This window comes from Streptococcus parasanguinis (assembly GCF_016648855.1).
In the GTDB taxonomy this organism is placed as follows: domain Bacteria; phylum Bacillota; class Bacilli; order Lactobacillales; family Streptococcaceae; genus Streptococcus; species Streptococcus parasanguinis_L.
In genome coordinates this window covers 95,805-118,366 of the sequence record NZ_JACLQU010000001.1, presented here as the reverse complement: position 1 = coordinate 118,366, position 22,562 = coordinate 95,805, and the positions used below count along the sequence as shown (strand labels likewise).

Here is a 22,562-nt window from a genome sequence, read left to right as displayed (position 1 = left end):
TATTAAACCAATTCATCAATTGGTGTGAAGTCACGCTCTAAACCGGTAGCAACGGGTTGGCTAGTGATGTGACCTTGGTAAGTGGTGACCCCTTGGCGCAGGCCTTCGTCGAGGGAAATTGCCTTGTGGAAGCCATTGTTAGCTAGGGATTCGACATAAGGAAGTGTAACATTGGTAAGGGCGATAGTAGAGGTACGAGCGACAGCCCCTGGGATATTGGCAACAGCATAGTGGAGCACACCATGTTTTTCGTAAACTGGCTCCGTATGCGTTGTGACACGGTCTGCTGTTTCAATAACCCCACCTTGGTCAACGGCCACATCGACGATGACTGAACCGGGACGCATCTGTTTAACCATATCGTCTGTCACTAATTTAGGAGCTTTAGCACCAGGAATCAAGACAGCACCGATGACAACATCGGCATCACGGACGCTGGCCTCAATGTTAAATGGATTGGACATAAGGGTTTGGATTTGGTGACCAAAGACATCTTCCAGAACAGCCAAACGTTTAGCACTGATATCTAAGATGGTCACTTGGGCACCAAGTCCAAGGGCGATACGAGCCGCGTGGGTTCCAACGACACCGCCACCGATGATGGTGACTTTTCCTTTGGGAACACCTGGTACCCCACCTAGGAGGACTCCTGATCCACCTTCTTGTTTGGTCAGGAAGTGAGCACCGATTTGCACGGCCATCCGTCCAGCAACCTCACTCATTGGCACCAAGAGTGGTAATTGTCCATCTAAGTCTCGAACGGTTTCGTAGGCTACACCAGTTGTCTTGGCTGCAACCATGGCATCTGCTAATTCAGGAGCAGCAGCCATGTGCAAGTAGGTGAAGAGCAAGAGGTCTTCACGAAGGAAGCCATATTCTTCAGCGAGGGGTTCTTTGACTTTGACCACCATCTCAGCGGCCCAAGCTTCTGTAGCAGTCGCAACGATGGTTGCCCCTTGCTTCGTGTAATCTTCATCCGCAAAGCCAGAACCAAGTCCAGCATTTGTTTCCACCAAAACTTGATGTCCTTTCTTGACCAAGCTTTGTACGCCTGCAGGAGTCAAACCGACCCGATTTTCGTTGTTTTTAATTTCTTTAGGAATTCCAATGAGCATTCTTGCCTCCTTGCTCAGATTTAGGTGTAAAAAGGCCATTGGTGTGAGATGGCTCTCTTGACTCAATGACCTTTTCACTCCTTATCTGATTGTTTTGATTGATTTAATTGTATAGAAAAGTGGGTTAAAAAGCAAGAAAAATTTGAGCTTGCCTTCCTTTAGGTTATTTGCTAAACTAATCCCTAAAGAAGGAGTGTCAAATGGAAAATTTATATGTGAAGTTAGCGGCTTATCGTGAAGTGGAGACAGAGCGTTTGCACTTGCGTCCGGTCACTCTTGATGATGCACCAGCTATGTTTGAGTATGCTTCTGATGAGACAGTTACGCGCTATACCTTTGCAACCAATCATAGTCTTGAAGAGACGCGTAATAATATTGCCCTCTTTTACCTAGCGAGCCCACTTGGAAAATGGGGGATCGAGCTCAAAGAAAATGAAAAATTTATAGGGACGATTGATTTACTGGATTTGGATCTTTGTCTGAAGAAGGGGAGTATCGGCTATGTTCTGAATAAAGACTATTGGAACCAGGGTCTTGCGACAGAGGCTACCAAGGCAGTCATTGCCTTGGCTTTTGAACAGTTAGGGATGAACAAGCTAATTGCTGTTCATGATCAGGACAACCCAGCTTCTGGACGGGTGATGGCCAAATCAGGGATGAAATATTCTCACGAGGAGCCCTACGCGATGCTAGACCTGCATGAAGAAGGGAGAATGGTGACAAGAGTTCATTATGTCCTCACTAAGGAAGAATATTTGTCAGAAAAATGAGTCAGGATATTGACAAAAGGCCTATCTCCATGATATAGTAGATAGGTACTGCTGGTTTAGCTCAGTCGGTAGAGCGCATCCATGGTAAGGATGAGGTCGCCGGTTCAATCCCGGCAACTAGCATATCAGAAGAGAGAAGCTTAGAGAAGATCTAGGCTTCTTTTTTTGCGAGTCCATCTTTAAAAGTCCGGTTTTTTCAACAATTTTCAAAAAAACGTTGACAAGCAAGGAAATCCGTGGTAAAGTTAGAACAACAAAGAGAAAGGAGAAAACCATCATGAACAAAGTAGATGTTTTGATGACACAATTGAATACACAGCTTCTCCAATCTCAGTTGAGTTCGATGTAAACTATAAATGGAACCCAAGATGGAGGAGTTTGTCTTGGGTTTTTTGTATGCATTTTTACCTGCCTTAACTGAATTGGTGATAGGCATCAGAAGGCCCAAGTGTGGACTGAGCACGTACTCAGCTCCTTGCTTGGGTTTTTTCTGTGCCATTTTGAAAAGGAGAATATATGATCAGAGCTATTTGGGAGTATATCAGGGAGCGCAAGTGGCGATATGTGAAGATCGCTATGGTCCTGATTCTTTATGATTACACCTTATTGATCCCGACGCAAGTTATCCAGCGTTTAGTGGATCATTTGAGTCAGCAGACGCTGACGCAATCCAACTTTGTATGGGATATGGTCCTCTTGGTGGGATCAGCCATCCTCAATTACCTGACGGCTTTTTATTGGCAGTTGCGACTCTTTCAGTCGTCAGTCCATTTCAAGGCGACCCTTCAGGGACAAGCGTTTCGTAAGCTAGTAGCTATGCGGCGTCCCTTTTTTGAGAAATTTCGCTCAGGGGACCTCTTGACGCGCTTTACGACGGATGTGGATGGCATGGCCGATATGGCTGGTTACGGGATGATGGTGCTCCTGTTTGGCGGTGGCTTGTTTGCCTTTATTATTCCGACCATGTTTTTCATTTCTTGGCAATTAACCTTGATTTCCTTTATTCCCATGATCTTCCTCGTCGTCTCTACCTATTTTTTGAGTAGAAAGCAGGAGGAGTATGTTGAGCAAAACCGGGAAGCGGTCGCTCAGTTGAATGATGAAGTCTTGGAGTCGATCGAAGGAATTCGGGTCATGCGGGCCTATAGTAGACGGGACCAGCAGGTCAAACAGTTTCAGAAAAAAACGGCCAGTCTATCCAAAACGGGGGATAAAATTGCCTCTATCCAGTATTCTTTTGGACCTTTAGCCCTGTTGTTTATTGGATTCTCGACAGTCTTGCTCCTGCTATTTGGAGGCCAGTCCCTGGCAAGCGGGCAATTGAGTCTTGGGAAATTATTGGCTTTACAGCTGTATTTGGTCTTTTTAATTGAGCCTATGTGGATGATGGCGGACTTGATCTTGGTCTACCAGACAGGGCAAATGTCCTATAAAAAATTAAAAGAAGTGATTGATGAAACGGATGATCTGGAGCCAGATGGTTCTCACTACCTAGAGCAGATTGATTTGGTGCAGTTTAAGGACTATTCTTTCAGCTATCCTGGTGCTGAGCGAAAGAGCCTGTCAGGCATTGATTGGACCATTCAGAAAGGACAGACGGTTGGAATTGTTGGTCGTACCGGTGCAGGAAAGACTACCCTGGTTCGACAATTCTTGCGGCAGTACCCAGTTGGTGAGGGAGAATTCTTGGTCAACCAGCAACCGATCGTGGATTACAACCGACACTCCATCGAAGAAAAAATTGGCTATGTTTCCCAAGAACATATTTTATTCTCCAAGTCTATCCGTGAGAATATAGCGCTTGGTAAAAAAGGAGCCAGCCAAGAAGACTTGGTGGAAGCAGTAGCCCAAGCTGCTTTTGCGGATGATCTCGAACGGATGTCTCAGGGAATGGACACCCTGATCGGTGAGAAAGGGGTCTCTGTATCAGGTGGTCAAAAACAACGGATCTCCCTGGCGCGTGCATTCTTAAGAGATGCTGAGCTCTTGCTGTTAGATGATTCCCTTTCGGCAGTAGATGCTAAGACTGAACAGGCCATTATTGACACGATTCAAAAGGAACGAAAAGACAAGACGACCATCATTGTTTCTCATCGCTTGTCTGCTGTTCATCAGGCGGATTGGATCATCGTCTTGGATCAAGGTCGTATTGTAGAAGAAGGTAGGGCTAGTGATTTATTAGCTCAAGAGGGCTGGTATTATGAACAATACCAACGGCAACAAAAACAGGAAGGAGAATAAGATGAAAGTATTGAAACGATTATTATCGAGGATCACGCTTTATCCAACTGTCTTTCTTGCTGGCTTTATTTGCCTCTTACTAGCCACCATTTTTTCTGAATTGTCACCCTTTCTTCTCCAAAAGATGATCGATGGGCCTTTGACCGCACTGACCCACGGTGGCGGACAAGGGGACTTGCTTCAGATGGGAAGATTCTATCTCTTGGTCTTGAGCCTGGGGCAGCTGATTAGCTACATGGGCAATCGGATCTTACTGCATGGAAGTAATCAAGTAACCGCTAGTCTGAGAGACCAAGCCTTTCAAGTCATGCAAGGACTGCCTATTTCTTATTTTGATGATAAGCCGGCTGGGAAGATCGCGACAAGAATTGTCAATGATACAGAGACCTTGCGGACCCAGTTTTATAACTCTTGTATGATTTTAGTCATCTATTTGGTACGCTTTCTCTTTATTCTAGGGATTCTCTTTTACCTGAGTCCTATGATGGGACTTCTCTTGTGTTTGGTTTTTCCAATTTTCTATGGAATCCAGTATCTCTACAAGGTCATGACGGACCAGCCTATGAAGGATTTCTTTGATGCGAGAAGCGAGGTCAATACCCAAGTCAATGAACTCTTGCATGGTGCCAGTATGATTCAGCTCTATCATCAAGAGCCTGGTGTGGTAGAGGAGTTTGAAGCCACTACCCAGAAGATGCTAGGAGCCAATGATCGGATCCTCTTAGCTGATTCCATCGCTTCTTGGACCTTGACAGAATTGCTCAAGTTTTTAGTGATTGCAGGTATATTGACCATCGCTGGGATTTCTTTCCTACAGGGCAATATCGGTGTGACAGCTGGTTTCTTATTTATCAATATTAACTATGTCATCAATCTGTTTGATCTCATGGCCAATCTCAGTCGTCAATTTCCGAATATTCGGCGATCACTAGAGACGGGGAGTCGCGTCCTTGCCTTCTTGGATCAACCCTTAGAGGCCGATGGTGTATCGGAACTGAAGATAGAAAAGGCTCAAGTCGTGTTTGATGATGTTCAATTTGCTTATGAAGAAGGCAAGCCAGTTTTACAGGATATTGCCTTTCAGGCGAGTCCCGGGGAAACCATCGCTCTTGTGGGCCATACTGGATCGGGTAAGTCTTCTATTATGAATCTGCTCTATCGTTTCTATGATCCTCAAGAAGGAGCGATTTTGATCGATGGGCAAGATATTCGCCAAGTCTCTCGTGAGAGCCTGCGAAGCCACATGGGCATTGTTCTGCAAGATCCTTATCTATTTACAGGAACCATTGCCAGTAATGTGGCCATGAGTCAGGATCATATTGACCGGGATGCGGTTAAAGATGCGCTGAAAAAAGTCGGGGCTTGGCCTTTTGTAGAGCGTCTTGAAAAGGGAATCGACCATCCAGTCGTAGAAAAAGGATCTGCCTTTTCAAGTGGCGAGCGCCAGTTGATTTCCTTTGCGAGGACGCTCTATATGAATCCGCAAATACTGATTTTGGATGAGGCAACCTCTCACATCGATACGGAAACAGAAGAAATCATCCAACAGGCTATGGTGGTCCTGCAAAAGGGCCGGACCACCTTTATCATTGCCCATCGCTTGTCCACTATTCAAGAAGCGGATCAGATCTTAGTTTTATCCGAAGGACGCATTGTGGAACGTGGTAGACATGAAGAACTGGTTGCACAAGGCGGGATCTATGCCCAGATGAATGCCATCCAGCAAACAGTGGTGTAAGATTGTCCTGCAAAGAAAAAGATTGAAAACCAGCCTGTATCTAGTATATAGGCTGGTTTTTGTGATATAATAAAGTGATAATAGTGAGGTGATCCAGATGTATATTGAAATGGTAGATGAGACTGGTCAAGTCTCTGCCGAAATCTTAAAACAAACGCAAGAAATTTTAGAATTTGCTGCTCAAAAAATTGGGAAAGAAGACAAGGAAATGGCTGTGACTTTTGTAACCAATGAACGCAGTCATGAACTAAATCTTGAATACCGTGATACGGATCGTCCGACGGATGTCATCAGTTTAGAATACAAGCCAGAGATGGAGATTTCTTTTGACGAGGAAGACCTTGCAGAAAATCCAGAATTGGCAGAGATGATGGCTGAATTCGATACCTATATTGGTGAGCTCTTTATTTCAATTGACAAGGCGCGGGAGCAAGCGGAAGAATATGGCCACAGCTTTGAGCGCGAAATGGGATTTTTAGCAGTGCATGGTTTTCTTCACATCAATGGCTATGATCACTATACGCCGGAAGAAGAAAAGGAAATGTTTGGCTTACAGGAAGAGATTTTGACAGCCTATGGACTCACAAGACAATAAGCGAAAATGGAAAAATCGGGACTTCACTTCAAGCCTGGAGTTTGCGATAACAGGAATTTTCACTGCGATCAAGGAAGAGCGCAATATGCGCAAGCATGCCTTATCAGCCCTTGTAGCAATTCTTGCTGGTTTGGTATTTAGGATTTCTGCGACAGAATGGCTCTTTTTATTGCTCAGTATCACCTTGGTGATTGCTTTTGAAATTATGAATTCAGCCATTGAAAATGTGGTGGATTTAGCGAGTAACTACCATTTCTCCATGTTGGCAAAAAATGCTAAAGACATGGCAGCTGGAGCAGTCCTGGTCGTATCAGGTTTTGCCTTACTGACAGGACTGGTGATTTTTGTGCCCAAATTCTGGGCCTTGGTTTTTAGATAAGAGGGAGCAAGCCCTCGTGAAAGGATAATATGACATTTAAATCAGGCTTTGTAGCCATTTTAGGACGTCCCAATGTTGGGAAGTCAACGTTTTTGAACCACGTCATGGGGCAAAAAATTGCTATCATGAGTGATAAGGCGCAGACAACGCGCAACAAGATTATGGGGATTTATACGACGGATAAGGAACAGATCGTCTTTATCGATACCCCAGGGATTCACAAACCCAAGACAGCGCTTGGCGACTTCATGGTAGAGTCGGCCTATAGCACCCTTCGAGAAGTGGATACCGTTCTCTTTATGGTGCCAGCAGATGAACCGCGTGGCAAGGGCGATGACATGATCATCGAACGCCTCAAGGCTGCTAAGGTGCCGGTTATTCTTGTGGTCAATAAGATCGATAAGGTCCACCCTGACCAACTCTTGGCGCAAATCGATAACTTCCGTAGTCAAATGGATTTCAAAGAAATTGTGCCGATTTCAGCCCTTCAAGGAAACAATGTTTCGCGGTTGATTGATATTTTGAGCGAAAACTTGGAAGAAGGTTTCCAATATTTCCCTGCTGACCAAATCACTGACCACCCAGAGCGTTTCTTGGTCTCTGAAATGATCCGTGAAAAGGTCTTGCACTTGACACGGGAAGAAATTCCTCACTCTGTTGCTGTAGTCGTGGATTCTATGAAGCGGGATGAAGAGACAGATAAGGTCCATATCCGTGCAACCATCATGGTCGAGCGCGATAGCCAAAAAGGTATTGTCATCGGAAAAGGTGGCGCCATGCTCAAGAAGATCGGAACCCTTGCGCGTAAGGATATCGAGCTCATGCTAGGGGACAAGGTCTTCCTAGAAACCTGGGTGAAAGTCAAGAAAAATTGGCGGGATAAGAAATTGGATCTTGCCGATTTCGGATACAACGAAAAAGAATATTAAGAAGAGGTGGGCAGAAGGCCTGCTTCTTGTTTTTGAAAGGAGTTCTATGCCTGAATTACCAGAAGTAGAGACGGTTCGACGCGGTCTTGAGAAATTAATTCTTGGAAAAACCATTCAGTCAGTGGAAGTAAAGTATCCTAAGATGATTCAGACGGATCTAGATGCTTTTTGTCAAGATCTTCCAGGTCAAGAAATTCGGGCCATGGGGCGCCGTGGGAAATACCTTTTATTTTATCTGACGGATCTGGTCCTCATCTCGCATTTGCGGATGGAAGGCAAGTATTTCTTTTATCCAGACGAGGTTCCTCTTCGCAAGCATGCCCATGTCTTCTTTCATTTTACAGATGGTAGCACTCTGGTCTATGAAGATGTCCGCAAGTTTGGGACCATGGAAGTCCTAGTACCTGAGCTTGTCGACAGCTATTTTTTGGCGAAAAAAATTGGTCCAGAGCCGACGGAAGCGGATTTTAAAGCACCAGCCTTCCAAGCAGCTCTTAAAAAATCAAAGAAACCCATTAAATCAGCTCTTTTAGACCAAAAATTAGTAGCTGGTTTGGGCAATATTTATGTGGATGAGGTTCTTTATCGAGCCAAGGTTCATCCAGCCCGTTTGGGTCAAAGCTTGACTGCTAGAGAAGCCAAAGCCGTTCGCAAAGAAACGATTGCTGTGCTTGCTCAAGCTGTTGAAAAGGGTGGCTCCACCATTCGCTCCTACAGCAATGCTTTTGGAGAAGATGGCACCATGCAGGAAGAACACCAGGTCTATGGGAAAACAGGCCAGCCTTGTTTGCGCTGCGGGACACCGATTGAGAAAATCCAGCTGGGGGGACGCGGAACCCATTTTTGCCCCCACTGCCAAAAGGAGAACTAGATGGCAAGAATCATCGGATTAACAGGAGGGATTGCTTCAGGAAAGTCCACTGTGACCTCCTATCTGAGAGAAAAAGGCTATCCGGTCATTGATGCGGATCAAGTGGTTCATGATTTGCAAGCACCAGGAGGAGCCCTCTACCGTGTCCTAGTAGATCATTTTGGTAGAGAGATCCTTACCAAAGAAGGAGAGTTGGATCGCGTCGCTTTGGGTCAGCGGATCTTTTCAGACCCTAGTGAACGAGACTGGTCCAATCGCGTCCAAGGCAGGCTTATTCGTGAGGCTCTAGCAGAGGTAAGAGATAGAAAAGCTGCACAATCCGATCTCTTTTTTATGGATATTCCACTCTTAATTGAACAAGGCTATGAAGAGTGGTTTGAATCTGTCTGGTTGGTAGCTGTATCAAAAGAAACCCAGCTCAAACGCCTGATGGAACGCAACCACTTATCAGAACTGCAGGCCCAAGAACGCATCGCGTCTCAAATGCCGCTAGATGAAAAAAGAGTCCATGCAGATCTGGTCTTAGACAATAATGGCGATCTAACGGCCCTCTATGCTCAATTAGATGCAGCCCTAAAACAATTAGAAAGAAGATGATTTTATCACAAGAGAAATCAATTGGCGTAAAAATCTATATATTGCCTGGATCGGGTGCTTTTTCATCGGAGCCAGCCTTTCTTTAGTCGTCCCTTTTATGGCCCTCTTTGTGGAAGAGTTGGGTGTTACGGGTAAGGCTGTTCCCCTTTATGCTGGGATTGCCGTCGCGAGTTCTTCTGTAACTTCTGCGATCATGTCTCCCATCTGGGGGAGCTTAGCCGATCGTTATGGTCGAAAACCCATGATGCTTAGAGCTTCCATTGCCATGACGCTGACCATGGGAGGCATTGCCTTTGTCCCTTCTGTCTTTTGGCTCTTGGTACTGCGCTTGCTCAATGGGGTCTTTTCAGGCTTTGTCCCCAATAGTACAGCCTTGATTGCCAGTCAAGTTCCCAAGGACCAATCCGGCTATGCCCTAGGGACCTTGTCGACCGGTGTCGTAGCTGGAACCTTGATGGGGCCTTTGATTGGGGGACTCATTGCTGAAAATCTAGGAATGCGCAATGTCTTTCTCTTGGTCGGCTTCTTCTTATTTTTGGTTTCCCTCTTAACCTTCTGGGGCATTGAGGAAGACTATGAGCCCCTTCCAAAAGAAGAACAAAAATCCAGTTGGCAGTTGCTCAAGTCCATTCAGCAAAAAGATATTCTCTTGGGCCTCTTTTTGACCAGCATGACCATCCAAATGATCGCCCAATCTATTTCTCCGATCCTGCCTCTTTATGTGCGAGCTTTGGGACAAAGAGATAACCTGATCTTTGTATCAGGGATGATTGTTTCGGCTATGGGAGTCTCCAGTATGCTCTTTTCAGGTTGGATGGGAAAACTCGGAGACCGAATCGGAAATCACCGGCTCTTGTTAATCGCCCTTCTTTATAGTGGCTGTCTCTATATCCTTTGTGCCCAAGCGCAATCACCCCTTCAATTAGGGATTTTACGCTTCCTCTTTGGGATCGGGACAGGAGCCCTACTACCTGGAGTTTCTGCATTATTGAATCGATTAACCCCTCCTGAAGGGATCTCTCGGATCTTTAGCTACAACCAGCTCTTTTATTACTTAGGTGGTGTATTAGGGCCAATGATGGGATCGAGTATTTTCATGCATTTTGGCTATCATTGGGTATTTTACGGTACAGCCCTTTTGGCCTTTACCGATTTGATGTTCCTCTTATTCTTATTTAGAAAGTATTTGAAAGTGAGAGACGTACGTGCGAATTAAAGTTCAATTGACCTGCACCAGCTGTGGGAGTCAGAATTATTTGACCAGTAAAAATACCAAAACCCATCCTGAAAAGATCGAGGTCTTGAAGTATTGTCCCAAGGAAAGAAAAGTAACCTTACATATTGAATCAAAATGATTTTCATGGTATAATAGTGAAGATTTTAAGGAGTTTTGAATATGAGCGGAGCATTAACAACTATTTTACTAGTATTATCAGTATTGATTATTATCGCAATTTTTATGCAACCAACAAAAAACCAATCGAGCAACGTCTTTGACGCAAGCTCAAATGACTTGTTTGAACGTTCAAAAGCGCGCGGGTTTGAAGCCGTGATGCAGCGTTTAACAGCTATTATGATCTTCTTTTGGTTATTGATCGCGATGATCTTAATGGTACTTTCTAGTAGATAAGATAGGCTCAGACGATGTCTTTGCCTATTTTTATTTTGCAAAACAAAGACACAAGTAGATAGAAAAAAGGAGGCTGGATAACCAGCAAATAAATCAATGAAAACAAGTATTAAAGAATATTTACAAGAGCATGACAAAGTCCAGATCAATGATCTGGCAGCAGCTCTAGGAAAAGAAGGGTCTAAGGATTTCCGTGACTTGGTAAAAACCATCTCTCTGATGGAACGCCGTCATGAGTTGAAATTCGAGGATGATGGCTCTCTTCGTTTGGCTCAAAAGAAGGCCCCAGCCATTACGCTCAAGGGGATCTTTCATGCCCATAAGAATGGCTTTGGTTTTGTCAGTTTAGAAGGCGAAGAAGAGGACCTCTTTGTTGGCCAAAATGATGTCAACCACGCCATCGATGGGGACACCGTTGAGATCGTCATTACCAAGGTAGCAGACCGAAACAAGGGAACGGCAGCAGAAGCTAAGATTATTGATATCTTGGAGCATAGCATCAAAACGGTAGTTGGACAAATCGTTCTGGATGAGGAAAAGCCTAAATATGCCGGCTACATTCGTTCGAAAAATCAAAAGATCAGCCAGCTGATCTATGTGAAGAAGCCAGCCATCCAATTGGAAGGGACCGAAATCCTCAAGGTCGAAATTGATCAATACCCGAGCCGTAAGCACAATTATTTTGTGGCGACGGTGCGGGATGTGGTCGGTCATGTAACAGATCCAGGAATCGATGTCTTGGAAGTGTTAGAATCCATGGACATCGTCTCAGAATTTCCAGAAGAAGTGCTGAAAGAGGCTGCGCAGGTTCCAGATGCACCGTCTGCTAAGGATTTAGAGGGACGCTTGGATCTGCGAGAGGAGATCACCTTTACGATCGATGGGGCAGATGCCAAAGACTTGGACGATGCGGTCCATATCAAGCTACTCAAGAACGGCAACTTTGAGCTGGGTGTTCACATCGCAGATGTTTCTTATTATGTTACAGAAGGTTCAGCACTCGACAAGGAAGCTCTAAATCGAGCGACTTCTGTCTATGTGACCGACCGAGTAGTACCCATGTTGCCAGAGCGTCTCTCCAATGGGATCTGTTCTTTAAATCCGAATGTGGACCGCCTGACCCAGTCTGCCATCATGGAGATCGATCCTCATGGCAAGGTCGTCAAGCATACCATTACCCAAACAGTGATCAATACAACCTTCCGAATGACCTATAGCGACGTCAATGATATCTTAGCGGGAGACGAAGAAAAGGCTCAAACCTTTAAGAAAATTGTCCCAAGTATTCATCAAATGGCCACCTTGCATGGCATTCTAGAAAGCATGCGGATTCGCCGCGGCGCCCTTAATTTTGATACCAATGAGGCTAAAATCTTGGTCAATAAGGAAGGGAAACCGGTCGATATCGTCCTACGTCAAAGAGGGATTGCCGAACGGATGATTGAGTCTTTTATGTTGATTGCCAATGAAACAGTGGCGGAGCACTTTACGCGACTGAAACTGCCGTTTATCTACCGGATCCACGAAGATCCAAAGGCAGAAAAAGTACAGAAGTTTATCGATTATGCTTCTAGTTTTGGAATCCAAATCTACGGAACGGCTAGTGAGATGAGTCAAGAAGCCCTGCAAGAAATTATGCGCAAGGTCGAAGGAGAACCCTATGCAGATGTCCTTTCGATGATGTTGTTGCGCTCGATGCAACAGGCTCGCTACTCAGAGCACAACCATGGCCACTATGGGCTTGCTGCTGAGTATTATACCCACTTTACCAGTCCCATCCGTCGGTATCCGGACCTGATGGTTCATCGAATGGTGCGCGAGTACGGAAAATCTCAAGATGTGGCTGAGCACTTTGAACAAGTCCTTCCAGACATTGCCAGCCAATCCTCTAGTCGGGAGCGCCGGGCTATTGATGCAGAGCGCGAAGTAGAGGCTATGAAGAAGGCAGAATACATGGAAGACTATGTTGGGGAAGAGTACGATGCCGTGGTTTCCAGTGTGGTAAAATTTGGCCTCTTTGTGGAGTTGCCAAATACAGTCGAAGGTTTGATCCATATTACTAATCTTCCTGAATTCTACCATTTTAACGAACGGGATCTAGCCCTTCGCGGGGAGAAATCGGGAGTGACTTTCCGTGTTGGTCAGCAAATCCGGATCAAGGTCGAAAGAGCTGACAAGATGACCGGAGAGATTGATTTCTCTTATATTCCAAGTGAATGGGATATCGTTGAAAAAGGCCTCAAGGCTAAAGGACGTGACCGAGATGGCAATCGCAGGGATCGCAGACGCAAAGACAAAAAAGTTTCTAAGGGATCAACCGTTAGAAGAGATGACAAACGGAAAGATTCTTCATCTAAATCCAAAAAGAAAAAAGGGAAGAAACCATTTTACAAGGAAGTAGCAAAGAAAGGAGCCAACCATGGCAAAGGGCGAAGGAAAGGTAGTCGCACAAAATAAAAAGGCGAGACATGACTACACCATCGTGGATACAATAGAAGCAGGGATGGTGCTGACAGGTACAGAGATCAAAAGTGTCCGTGCAGCACGCATTAACTTGAAAGATGGTTTTGCACAAGTTAAAAATGGCGAAGTTTGGCTTAGCAATGTCCACATTGCCCCTTACGAGGAAGGCAATATCTGGAACCAAGACCCAGACCGTCGTCGTAAGCTTCTTCTTCATAAAAAGCAAATCCAAAAGCTGGACCAAGACACCAAAGGGACCGGAATGACCTTGGTGCCTTTGAAGGTCTATCTCAAGGACGGCTATGCCAAATTGCTTTTGGGGCTTGCTAAAGGGAAACATGATTATGACAAGCGTGAATCTATCAAACGTCGGGAACAAAACCGGGATATTGAACGGGTCATGAAACAATACAATACACGTTAAAGAAAAAGACAGTTTTGAAACTCGTTTCAGATCTGTCTTTTTTCTTAGAGATGGGCTCTCCTTTTTCTAACTTGTAAAAAGGGGCTTTTTTCTGTATGATAAGGGTAGTGAAAGAAAAAGGAGAAGCAGCATGACACAAAAATTGATCGCTTACAAGCGCATGCCTATCTGGACCAAGGATACCATGCCAGAAGCTCTTCAAAGAAAGCACAATACCAAGGTAGGAACCTGGGGAAAGATTACTGTTTTAAAAGGTCAGTTACGATTTATTGAATTGACCGAAGAGGGGGAAGAAATCGCGAGCCACCTCTTTGAAGCAGGAGCAGAAAACCCCATGGCCGAACCCCAGGCCTGGCACCGTGTGGAAGCAGCGACTGACGATGTGGAGTGGTACTTGGAATTTTACTGTGAGCCAAAAGACTATTTCCCCAAAAAATACAACACCAACCCTGTCCATTCAGAAGTGCTAGAAGCAGTGGGAATTGTCCCCGCTGGAAAGGCACTGGATCTAGGATGCGGGCAAGGACGCAACGCCCTCTTTTTGGCCCAACATGGCTTTGACGTAACAGCGGTGGATCAAAATGAGCTGGCACTTGAGATCTTACAAAGTATTGTCGCTGAGGAAGATCTGGACATGCCAGTGGGCCTTTATGATATCAATGCTGCAGCCCTTACCCAAAACTATGACTTTATCGTATCAACTGTGGTCCTCATGTTTTTAGACGCTGATCGGATTCCAGCGATTATCCGCAATATGCAAGAGCATACCAATCCAGGTGGCTACAATCTCATTGTCTGTGCCATGGATACGGAAGATTATCCCTGCCAGATGCCCTTCTCGTTCACCTTTAAAGAAGGAGAATTGGCGGAGTATTACAAGGGTTGGGAATTGGTCAAATACAATGAAAATCCTGGCCATCTCCATCGTCGAGATGAGAATGGCCATCGGATTCAACTTCGATTTGCAACTATGTTGGCAAAGAAAAAATAGAGAAAAAGCAGGATGTTAAGATCCTGCCTTCAGATTGAAGACAAAGTCATATAAAAAACTTTCCTTAGGTGAGTACGGACGTCAGCGAACTTCTTCGAAGTTCCAAGACTTAGTTTTGAGCCTAGGGTCTCAAAACTCCCGAGTGCCTGAAACCTTATTGTTTCAGGCACTTTTCTCACAGCGGAAAGTTTCGGTATTTTCTTGAATCGATTTAAAAAATGGAACTCATTTTTATTTTTTTTACAAAATCGCTTAACTTATTTTACTTTAAAGTAGTTTGTCTACATTCTAAAAGCAGGATGTTAGGATCCTGCCTTTTTACTTCCTTACAAACAAGTTGAACAAGGTGATCAGATCTTTTTTCATTTGCCAAAAGAAAAACCTTCTCCAGAAGGATAGGAAAAGGTTGGGGGATTTAGTTCCAGCTAGCAAAGTCGCAGACACTGAGAATGATCGTTCCAATTTCAATGGGGTCCTCTTTTGCACCCGATTCTAACCAGGTAACAATTACAGATTCAATCGTAGCGATGAAAATTTCTAGCCCATACTTGTATGGAACTTGAAAGTCTGAAATGATGTGTTCTTTCGCATGGGGAGTATCGTCTAGTGCATGAAGGGTAAAACTTCTTACCAATTTACGGAAGTCCGAGCAACAGGATTGGGACAATGCATAAATAAAATCATAATTCTCTTTAATAGCGGTCAAGACATTGAGAAAGTTCACCTTGACAGGGCTTCCTTCAACGAAGAGGCTATCTAATTCTTGCATCATGTCCATTTTCATTTGCTCAAACATGTCGTATTTATCGACGTAGTGCAAGTAGAAGGTCCCTCGGTTAATTCCAGCAGTTTCGGTTAATTGTCGAATAGTGATGCTGTCAAAAGGTTGTTGCAAGAGCAGTTTTGAGAGTGCATTTCGTAAGTCTGACTTGGTTGTTGTTTGTCTTTGGCGTACCATATGTTCCTTTCTATAGTTGTATAAATCTGTTTCTATTTATTTGATATTGAAATAATTTATAGGTTAAATAATTTCACGACACTAACAAATAGCATTATACTCCAAAAATATAAATTAGACAATAATTCTCATTTTTGTACAGATAACGAAAAGTGTACAAAAATTTCACAAATTTATGAATGACGGGCACTGACAAGATTTTGTGAAAACCTCACAATAATTAGTGATTTAAATTAATTCCCTCCTAAAAAAATGGTCAGGAAATTTTTAGGAAAAGGAGGAACAAGATAGAGTGACGAACAAAAAACCAGCACGTTTTAAAGTGCTGGTTTCTTTATTTGATAAAAGTCGTCACAATCAAATTGAAATTTAAGATGGTTAAGACAATCGCAACGAGATAGCCCAAGAAGGTATTCCATTTCGCATTGACATGTTCTCCCATGATTTCCTTGTTGGAGGTGAAATAAACCAGAGGGAAGATGGAGAATGGAAGAGCTGCTGATAGGAAGACTTGAGAATAAACCAGAAGGTCATCAAGGACATGTTCTTGGTCACCGAATAAAATTGCAACGATGATGACAGGAAGAAGGGCAATGATCCGAGTCATGAGACGAACGACCCATTGTGGCAGGCGGAATCGTAAGAAACCTTCCATAACGATTTGACCGGTTAGGGTCCCGGTAATGGTTGAATTTTGACCACTGGCTAACAAAGCGATGGCAAAGAGGGTGGACAAGAAGGGACTAGCGATAGCGCCGGCAATATGGTTATCCTTGAGGGCGTTGTACATGCTAGAGAAAGCACCGATCTTATCTCCATGACCAAAGAAGAGGGCCGCTCCAAGAATCAAGAGGAGGGAGTTGACGACGAAAGCCAAACTCAATTCAATATTTGAATCCCAGGTCATAAAGCGCACTGCCCGTTTGATATCTGCGGGATCCTTGTAATCGACTTTTCGCGTTTGCGAAATAGAAGAGTGGAGATAGAGGTTGTGGGGCATTACGGTTGCCCCGATAATTCCAAGCGCCAAGGTTAAGGCTTCATTTCCTTTTGGAAGTCCAATTCCTAGCACCTCTTTTTGAGGGAGGAAGCCAGCGAAGATTCCTCCGATATCTGGTTTCGATAGGAAAACCAGATAGCCAAAAATTGCAAGGATCGTGAGGATCAAGGTTGAAACGATGGCCTCGATCTTTCGAAATCCTAGATGCATGAGTCCCAGTAATAGAAAGACATCAAAGATAGTGATCAGGATAGAAAAGAGCAAGGGCCAACCAAAAAGAAGGTGGAGGGCAATCCCTGATCCGATGACTTCTGCTAAATCTGTCGCCATCAAGGCAAGCTCGATCACAATCCAAAGAGTATAGCGAAGCCATTTTGGCAAATGATGGGCGGTTGTTTGGGCCAGATCCTTACGATGGACAATCCCTAGTTTACCAGCCATTTGTTGCAACTGCATGGCGATTAAAGACGAGAGAAGAACCACTGATAGGAGGAGGTAGCGGTATTGGGCCCCTCCGACGACACTCGTAATCCAGTTTCCCGGATCCATATAGCCGACAGCTACTAGACTTCCTGGTCCTGAAAAGAGCAGAAGGGTCTTCCAAAAAGGGATCCCTTTTGGCACGTCAATAGATTGGTTGATTTCTTGAAGTGATTTCCTTTCAAACTGTTGTAAACTCACAATGAGCCTTCTTTCTAAGAATAAATCAAATTTGTCTCTAATTATAGCATAAAATTTATAATTGTTCATGATAATTTAGGATAACCTTGTTTTCTACTACCTCGATTTCTTTGTAATCTATCAGAAAAGGACTATAATATAGATAGGAAGTAGGAGGTGGGAGAGGAAATGGCCTACATCGAAATGCAGCATTGTTACAAGCGCTATACGAGTGGAGAAACAGAAATTTTCGCTAACCGGGATGTTTCCTTTGAGATTGAAAAAGGCGAGTTGGTCATTATTTTGGGAGCATCAGGAGCTGGAAAATCAACGGTTCTCAATATCTTAGGAGGGATGGACACCAATGACGAGGGTCAGGTTCTGATTGATGGGGTGGATATTGCAAAGCTCAATGCTCATCAACGAACCAATTATCGACGAGATGATGTTGGTTTTGTCTTTCAATTTTATAATCTGGTCCCCAATTTGACAGCTAAGGAGAATGTTGAGTTGGCTTCAGAAATTGTTTCTGATGCTCTGGATCCGGAAGCTGTTTTAAGAGAAGTAGGACTTGGCAATCGTCTTGATAATTTTCCTGCCCAATTGTCAGGCGGCGAGCAACAACGGGTGGCGATCGCTCGGGCAGTGGCGAAGAACCCTAAAATTCTCCTTTGTGATGAGCCAACGGGAGCCTTGGATTACCAGACGGGTAAGCAAGTATTGGGGATTTTACAGGATATGTCTCGAAAAAAGGGAGCGACGGTCATCATCGTAACCCATAATGGTGCCCTAGCTCCGATTGCAGACCGTGTGATTCGCATGCATGACGCCAAGGTCAAGTCGGTAGAAATCAATGAGCTTCCTCAAGATATTGCTACACTAGAGTATTAGAAGAGGTGGTAGCATGAAACGAAAAGTCTATTGGAAGGATTTGTTTGCTTCCTTTACACATTCAAAAGGACGTTTTCTCTCCATCTTAACCTTGATGTTGTTGGGAAGCTTGGCCTTGGTTGGCTTAAAGGTGACCACTCCAAATATGCACCGAACGGCTAACCAGTTTATTCAGCAACAAAAGATGCTAGATCTTGCTGTCATGGGGGACTTGGGATTAGACCAGGTAGACCAAGAGGAGTTTTTAGGAGTCAAAGGGGCGCGTGTCGAATTTGGTTCACTGCTGGATTTGACAGTGAAAGGAACAGGAGAGGCAATTCGACTTTTTTCTGTTCCAAAGAGCCTTTCTTCTTTTCGTGTGACCAAGGGGCGCCTGCCCCAAAAAGAAGGGGAACTGGCCCTAGCAAGTTTTTGGGAGGATCGCTATCAGATAAGGGATACCCTCACACTTGAAGAAAAAGCTGGAACGCGCTCTAGTTTAAAGCGAAAGCAATTCACCATTGTTGGCTTTGTTCAATCCTCTGAGATGTGGTCTCAAAAAAATTTAGGCACTGCCATGAGTGGCAGTGGAAATCTAGATGCCTATGCACTAGTTTCAAAAGAGGTCTTTACGACTAAACTTCCCGCGATGGCACGGATTCAGTTTGATGATCTGAAGTCTTTAGATTCTTTTTCGCAAGTCTACCAAAAAGGGCTCGAAGCCCATCAAGAAGAGTTAGAAAAACTTCTGAAAGACAATGGAAAGGCCCGCTATCAAAGACTCAAGCAGGAGGCGGATGGACAGATTCAAAAAGGCCAGAAAGAACTCAGTCGTGCCAAGGAAACACTCCAGTCAGCCAAGAGTCAGATCGATCAGGCTCAAAAACAATTAGAGTTGCAGGAGGCCCAGTTCAAAAAATTAGCTTCCTTTCTGCCAGCTAAAGAGCAAGTAGCCAGTCAAGAAAAGCTCCATCAAGCTCAAGAACAACTGGATCAGAAAAAGAAGGACTGGACTGCAGGTGAAACGGAGCTCGCAAAAAAAGAGGAGGAGCTGAAAAAAGCGCAAAGGGAGCGAGATCAGCTGGAAATTCCAACTTATCATGTCTATGACCGCAAGACCATGCCAGGTGGACAAGGTTACTTGATGTATAGCAATGCTAGTAGTAGTATTTCCGCTGTCGGAAATATTTTTCCGGTTGTTCTTTATCTAGTAGCCGCCATGGTGACCTTTACCACGATGACCCGCTTTGTCGATGAAGAGCGAACCAATGCAGGGATATTTAAGGCGCTGGGCTATCGTACCAGGGACATCATTCTCAAATTTGTCCTCTATGGATTCTTTGCAGGGACGATCGGTACCCTTCTAGGAACCTTGCTGGGCCATTATTTCCTATCGGGGATCATTTCCAACATTATCACGCAAGGGATGGTGATTGGAGAGAGCAGAGAGTATTTTTATGGGGATATGACTCTGATTGCGCTCGGACTGTCTTTCGTCGCGAGTGTGCTTCCGGCTTACTGGGTTTCGCGTAAGGAATTAAAAGAAGAAGCTAATCTTTTATTGCTTCCTAAACCACCGGTATCTGGTTCGAAGATTTTCCTGGAGCGTCTCCATTTTATTTGGGAGCGTCTGAGTTTCACCCACAAGGTCACTGCTCGTAATCTCTTTCGTTACAAACAACGGATGCTGATGACCATTTTTGGAGTGGCAGGTTCTGTTGCTCTCCTCTTTGCAGGGCTAGGGATTCAATCTTCTGTAGGAGGGGTTTCCAAACGCCAATTTCAAGAGATCCTATCTTATGAGTTGATTGTAACCCAAAAAACCAATGCATCAAGCCAAGAAAGCAAGGAACTAACCAATCGTCTGGAAAAATCAGATATCAAAGATTATCGACCGATTTATAGTAAGGTCATCGAAGCTTCTTTAAAGGGTGGACGCGACAAGCAGACCATTACGATGATGGTAACGGATCGTACAGATTTTTCTCCCTTTGTCAGCTTGCGTTCTCTCAAGCAAGGAGAGTCCTTGTCTCTCAAGAAAGGGGTCATCATCAGTAGTAAGCTAGCACAACTAGCCCAGGTTACAGTCGGGGATCGACTGATCTTAGATGGTCACTCTTTTAAGGTGGCGGGAATCACTGAAAATTATGTCGGCCATTTTATCTATATGGGTCAGGCAAGTTACCAAAAAATCTACGGAAAGCGGACTTCAGCAAATAGCTATTTGGTGCAGTTGAAAAATCCTTCTACACGACAAGTACAGGCTGTCAGTCGGGATATGATGAATCATGCAGCTGTGAAGGCGGTTAGTCAGAACGCTTCGATGATTTCCCTCTTTAATTCAGTTGCCAAATCTTTGGACACCACTATGATGATTCTAGTAGTCGTATCGATCTTGCTAGCTATCGTGATCTTGTATAATTTAACCAATATCAATGTGGCAGAGCGGATCCGTGAATTATCGACCATTAAGGTCTTAGGATTCCATAATAAGGAAGTGACGCTCTATATTTACCGCGAAACCATCTTATTGTCTATCATAGGGATCCTCATGGGATTAGTGGGTGGTTATTATCTTCATCAATTCCTCATTGCCATGATTGCACCAGATGCCATTCTCTTTTACCCTAAAGTGGGACTTGGCGTGTTCCTCTTTCCTGTCGGAGGAATGCTCCTTCTCTTGCTCCTGTTAGGAATTTATGTTGACCATTATCTTCGAAAAGTAGACATGCTCGAAGCCCTCAAATCAGTAGACTAAGATACAAAGCCGTTAAGCAACTCTTTGGAAAAAGATAAATCCAACGACGAAGCGTCCGCTTCTAGCCTGAGTTTTCATTTCAAGTAGCATGGAATGTTCATAAAACTTTCACCTTAGGGTGGAAGTTTTTCTTCTCTTTGTTATAATGGAGAGAAGGAGAAGATCATGACTAAAATTGCTTTACTTTCAGATATTCATGGAAATACGACAGCATTGGAAGCTGTTCTAGAGGATAGTCGAAAAGCCAAGGTGGATGAATATTGGCTCTTGGGAGATAGTTTGATGCCTGGGACAGGGAGACGGGCCCTCTTGGAGATGTTAGAGGAGTTACCGATTACGGTCAAAGTCCTTGGAAACTGGGAAGATAGTCTTTGGCGGGCCATGAGGGGGATGTTGGATGAGACCAGACCCAGTCATCGCTACCTCATGCGCCAGTGTCAATATATTCTTGAAGAAATCACGCCCCGGGAAATTGAAGACATGCAGAAAATGCCCATGCAGGTCCATAGAGAAATCGCAGGTTTAAAGATCGGCATTACCCACCACTTACCTGATAAGAATTGGGGTCGCGAATTGATCCACATTGGTGAGCAGAAGGATTTTGATCGCTTGGTGACAAACCCGTCTTGTGATATTGCAGTCTACGGACACATTCACCAGCAGTTTTTCCGTTACGGGACAGGCGGAGAACTGATCATCAATCCTGGCTCGATCGGTCAGCCTTTCTTTCTGGAAAAGAATCTTCGCAAGGACCTTCGGGCCATGTATGCCATTCTCGAATTTGATCAAATGGGGCTAAAAGATGTCGATTTTAGACGGGTGGACTATGATGTCCAAAAAGAACTGCAACTCGCAAAAGACCTCCATCTTCCTTATTACCAAGTGTATTATGAAAGTTTAGTCAATGGCATTCATCATACCCACAATCATGAGCTCCTTCATGAAATTGAGCAGAGAGAAGGTCATGATCGAGAAATCGATGCTTGGCTAGAGGACTTCTTCCAATAGTGTAACTGTTGACATTACAACTAAAAAGAGTATAATAGGAATAACGAAAGTCGTCCCTTGACGGTTGTTCAATAGACTCTACCTTCAAAACGGGTAGAAAGGAGTGAAGTTATGCAAATTTCGAGTCGCTTTACCATTGGTACTCATGTCTTGATCATGATTGCTCTACAAGGAGAAAAAACAAAAGTAACCAGTGATTTTTTGGCAGGAAGTGTCGGCGTGAACCCTGTTATTATTCGAAAGACCTTGTCTCAGTTGAAGAAAGCTGGATTGATCCATGTAGCGCGTGGGACAGGCGGAGCTGAGCTCGCAAAAGCAGCCGATGAGATCAGCCTGCTGGATATCTATCAAGCGGTAGAATGCTTAGGTTCGACAGGTCAATTATTTGGTTTTCATGACAATCCGAATCCGGCCTGCCCAATTGGCCACAATATCCATAATGTTTTAGATGGAAAGCTTGAGGACATTCAGACTGCTATGGAAAAAGAAATGTCCCAAACCACTTTAAAAGACGTCGTACAAGATACGCAGAAAAGAATGAAACTAGAATCGGTTTCATAAGAAA

21 protein-coding genes and 1 tRNA gene are annotated in these 22,562 nt (G+C 44.3%); 19 read left to right on the top strand and 3 right to left on the bottom strand.

Annotated features, from left to right (window positions below; genetic code table 11):
- Nucleotides 1-2: 2 nt before the first annotated feature.
- Nucleotides 3-1,115 carry an alanine dehydrogenase gene (ald, locus tag H7T92_RS00540; RefSeq protein ID WP_201036716.1) on the bottom strand — a complete coding sequence of 371 codons (1,113 nt, stop codon included), beginning with the start codon at nucleotides 1,113-1,115 and terminating at the stop codon, nucleotides 3-5.
- A gap of 200 nt (nucleotides 1,116-1,315) precedes the next feature.
- On the opposite strand from ald, the gene H7T92_RS00535 reads away from it, so the two are divergent.
- From H7T92_RS00535 to tehB, 15 genes are all read left to right on the top strand, one after another.
- Nucleotides 1,316-1,885, top strand: a complete 570-nt coding sequence (locus tag H7T92_RS00535; RefSeq protein WP_118396646.1) for a GNAT family N-acetyltransferase — start codon at nucleotides 1,316-1,318, stop codon at nucleotides 1,883-1,885.
- Nucleotides 1,886-1,935: 50 nt separating this feature from the next.
- A tRNA-Thr gene (locus tag H7T92_RS00530) sits at nucleotides 1,936-2,008 on the top strand.
- Between the two features lie 393 nt (nucleotides 2,009-2,401).
- Complete coding sequence (gene tetA(46) / locus H7T92_RS00525; RefSeq protein WP_201036715.1) at nucleotides 2,402-4,126, top strand: tetracycline efflux ABC transporter Tet(46) subunit A; 1,725 nt, start codon at nucleotides 2,402-2,404, stop codon at nucleotides 4,124-4,126.
- Between the two features lies 1 nt (nucleotide 4,127).
- The gene (gene tetB(46) / locus H7T92_RS00520; RefSeq protein WP_201036714.1) at nucleotides 4,128-5,864 is read left to right on the top strand and encodes a tetracycline efflux ABC transporter Tet(46) subunit B; all 1,737 of its coding nucleotides are present in this window, start codon (nucleotides 4,128-4,130) and stop codon (nucleotides 5,862-5,864) included.
- A 97-nt stretch (nucleotides 5,865-5,961) separates the two neighbouring features.
- Nucleotides 5,962-6,459, top strand: a complete 498-nt coding sequence (ybeY, locus tag H7T92_RS00515) for an rRNA maturation RNase YbeY (RefSeq protein ID WP_201036713.1) — start codon at nucleotides 5,962-5,964, stop codon at nucleotides 6,457-6,459.
- Complete coding sequence (locus tag H7T92_RS00510; RefSeq protein WP_201036712.1) at nucleotides 6,440-6,838, top strand: diacylglycerol kinase family protein; 399 nt, start codon at nucleotides 6,440-6,442, stop codon at nucleotides 6,836-6,838. The genes ybeY and H7T92_RS00510 overlap by 20 nt, the downstream gene beginning before the upstream one ends.
- Before the next feature lie 29 nt (nucleotides 6,839-6,867).
- On the top strand, nucleotides 6,868-7,767 hold the full coding sequence (gene era, locus H7T92_RS00505; RefSeq protein WP_201036711.1) for a GTPase Era: 900 nt from the start codon (nucleotides 6,868-6,870) through the stop codon (nucleotides 7,765-7,767).
- Nucleotides 7,768-7,813: 46 nt separating this feature from the next.
- Nucleotides 7,814-8,638: a DNA-formamidopyrimidine glycosylase gene (gene mutM / locus H7T92_RS00500; protein ID WP_201036710.1), complete on the top strand. Its 825-nt coding sequence runs from the start codon at nucleotides 7,814-7,816 to the stop codon at nucleotides 8,636-8,638.
- Nucleotides 8,639-9,235, top strand: a complete 597-nt coding sequence (coaE, locus tag H7T92_RS00495; protein WP_201036709.1) for a dephospho-CoA kinase — start codon at nucleotides 8,639-8,641, stop codon at nucleotides 9,233-9,235. It abuts the gene before it with no gap.
- 16 nt (nucleotides 9,236-9,251) lie between these two features.
- A complete protein-coding gene (locus H7T92_RS00490) occupies nucleotides 9,252-10,451 on the top strand; it encodes a multidrug efflux MFS transporter (protein WP_311625817.1) in 1,200 nt (399 codons plus the stop codon).
- Complete coding sequence (rpmG, locus tag H7T92_RS00485) at nucleotides 10,441-10,590, top strand: 50S ribosomal protein L33 (RefSeq protein ID WP_003005699.1); 150 nt, start codon at nucleotides 10,441-10,443, stop codon at nucleotides 10,588-10,590. Before H7T92_RS00490 ends, rpmG begins: the two co-directional genes overlap by 11 nt.
- A 41-nt stretch (nucleotides 10,591-10,631) precedes the next feature.
- Entirely contained in the window at nucleotides 10,632-10,865 is a 234-nt protein-coding gene (gene secG, locus H7T92_RS00480; protein WP_003008189.1) for a preprotein translocase subunit SecG, read from the top strand.
- 96 nt (nucleotides 10,866-10,961) lie between these two features.
- Nucleotides 10,962-13,322 carry a ribonuclease R gene (gene rnr / locus H7T92_RS00475; RefSeq protein WP_201036708.1) on the top strand — a complete coding sequence of 787 codons (2,361 nt, stop codon included), beginning with the start codon at nucleotides 10,962-10,964 and terminating at the stop codon, nucleotides 13,320-13,322.
- Entirely contained in the window at nucleotides 13,285-13,752 is a 468-nt protein-coding gene (smpB, locus tag H7T92_RS00470) for an SsrA-binding protein SmpB (protein ID WP_070595250.1), read from the top strand. The genes rnr and smpB overlap by 38 nt, the downstream gene beginning before the upstream one ends.
- A gap of 130 nt (nucleotides 13,753-13,882) precedes the next feature.
- Complete coding sequence (tehB, locus tag H7T92_RS00465) at nucleotides 13,883-14,743, top strand: SAM-dependent methyltransferase TehB (protein WP_201036707.1); 861 nt, start codon at nucleotides 13,883-13,885, stop codon at nucleotides 14,741-14,743.
- Between the two features lie 415 nt (nucleotides 14,744-15,158).
- On the opposite strand, the gene H7T92_RS00460 is transcribed toward tehB, so the two are convergent.
- Nucleotides 15,159-15,701 (bottom strand): TetR/AcrR family transcriptional regulator, encoded by a 543-nt coding sequence (locus tag H7T92_RS00460; protein WP_201036706.1) that lies wholly within the window; start codon nucleotides 15,699-15,701, stop codon nucleotides 15,159-15,161.
- A gap of 334 nt (nucleotides 15,702-16,035) precedes the next feature.
- A complete protein-coding gene (locus tag H7T92_RS00455) occupies nucleotides 16,036-17,382 on the bottom strand; it encodes an Nramp family divalent metal transporter (RefSeq protein WP_003013089.1) in 1,347 nt (448 codons plus the stop codon).
- A 168-nt stretch (nucleotides 17,383-17,550) separates the two neighbouring features.
- On the opposite strand from H7T92_RS00455, the gene H7T92_RS00450 reads away from it, so the two are divergent.
- From H7T92_RS00450 to H7T92_RS00435, 4 genes are all read left to right on the top strand, one after another.
- Nucleotides 17,551-18,252: an ABC transporter ATP-binding protein gene (locus H7T92_RS00450; protein ID WP_201036705.1), complete on the top strand. Its 702-nt coding sequence runs from the start codon at nucleotides 17,551-17,553 to the stop codon at nucleotides 18,250-18,252.
- A gap of 13 nt (nucleotides 18,253-18,265) precedes the next feature.
- Nucleotides 18,266-20,989 carry an ABC transporter permease gene (locus H7T92_RS00445; RefSeq protein WP_201036704.1) on the top strand — a complete coding sequence of 908 codons (2,724 nt, stop codon included), beginning with the start codon at nucleotides 18,266-18,268 and terminating at the stop codon, nucleotides 20,987-20,989.
- A 165-nt stretch (nucleotides 20,990-21,154) separates the two neighbouring features.
- Nucleotides 21,155-21,997, top strand: a complete 843-nt coding sequence (locus H7T92_RS00440) for a metallophosphoesterase family protein (protein WP_201036703.1) — start codon at nucleotides 21,155-21,157, stop codon at nucleotides 21,995-21,997.
- Nucleotides 21,998-22,108: 111 nt separating this feature from the next.
- A complete protein-coding gene (locus H7T92_RS00435; protein ID WP_201036702.1) occupies nucleotides 22,109-22,558 on the top strand; it encodes an Rrf2 family transcriptional regulator in 450 nt (149 codons plus the stop codon).
- Nucleotides 22,559-22,562: the final 4 nt, after the last annotated feature.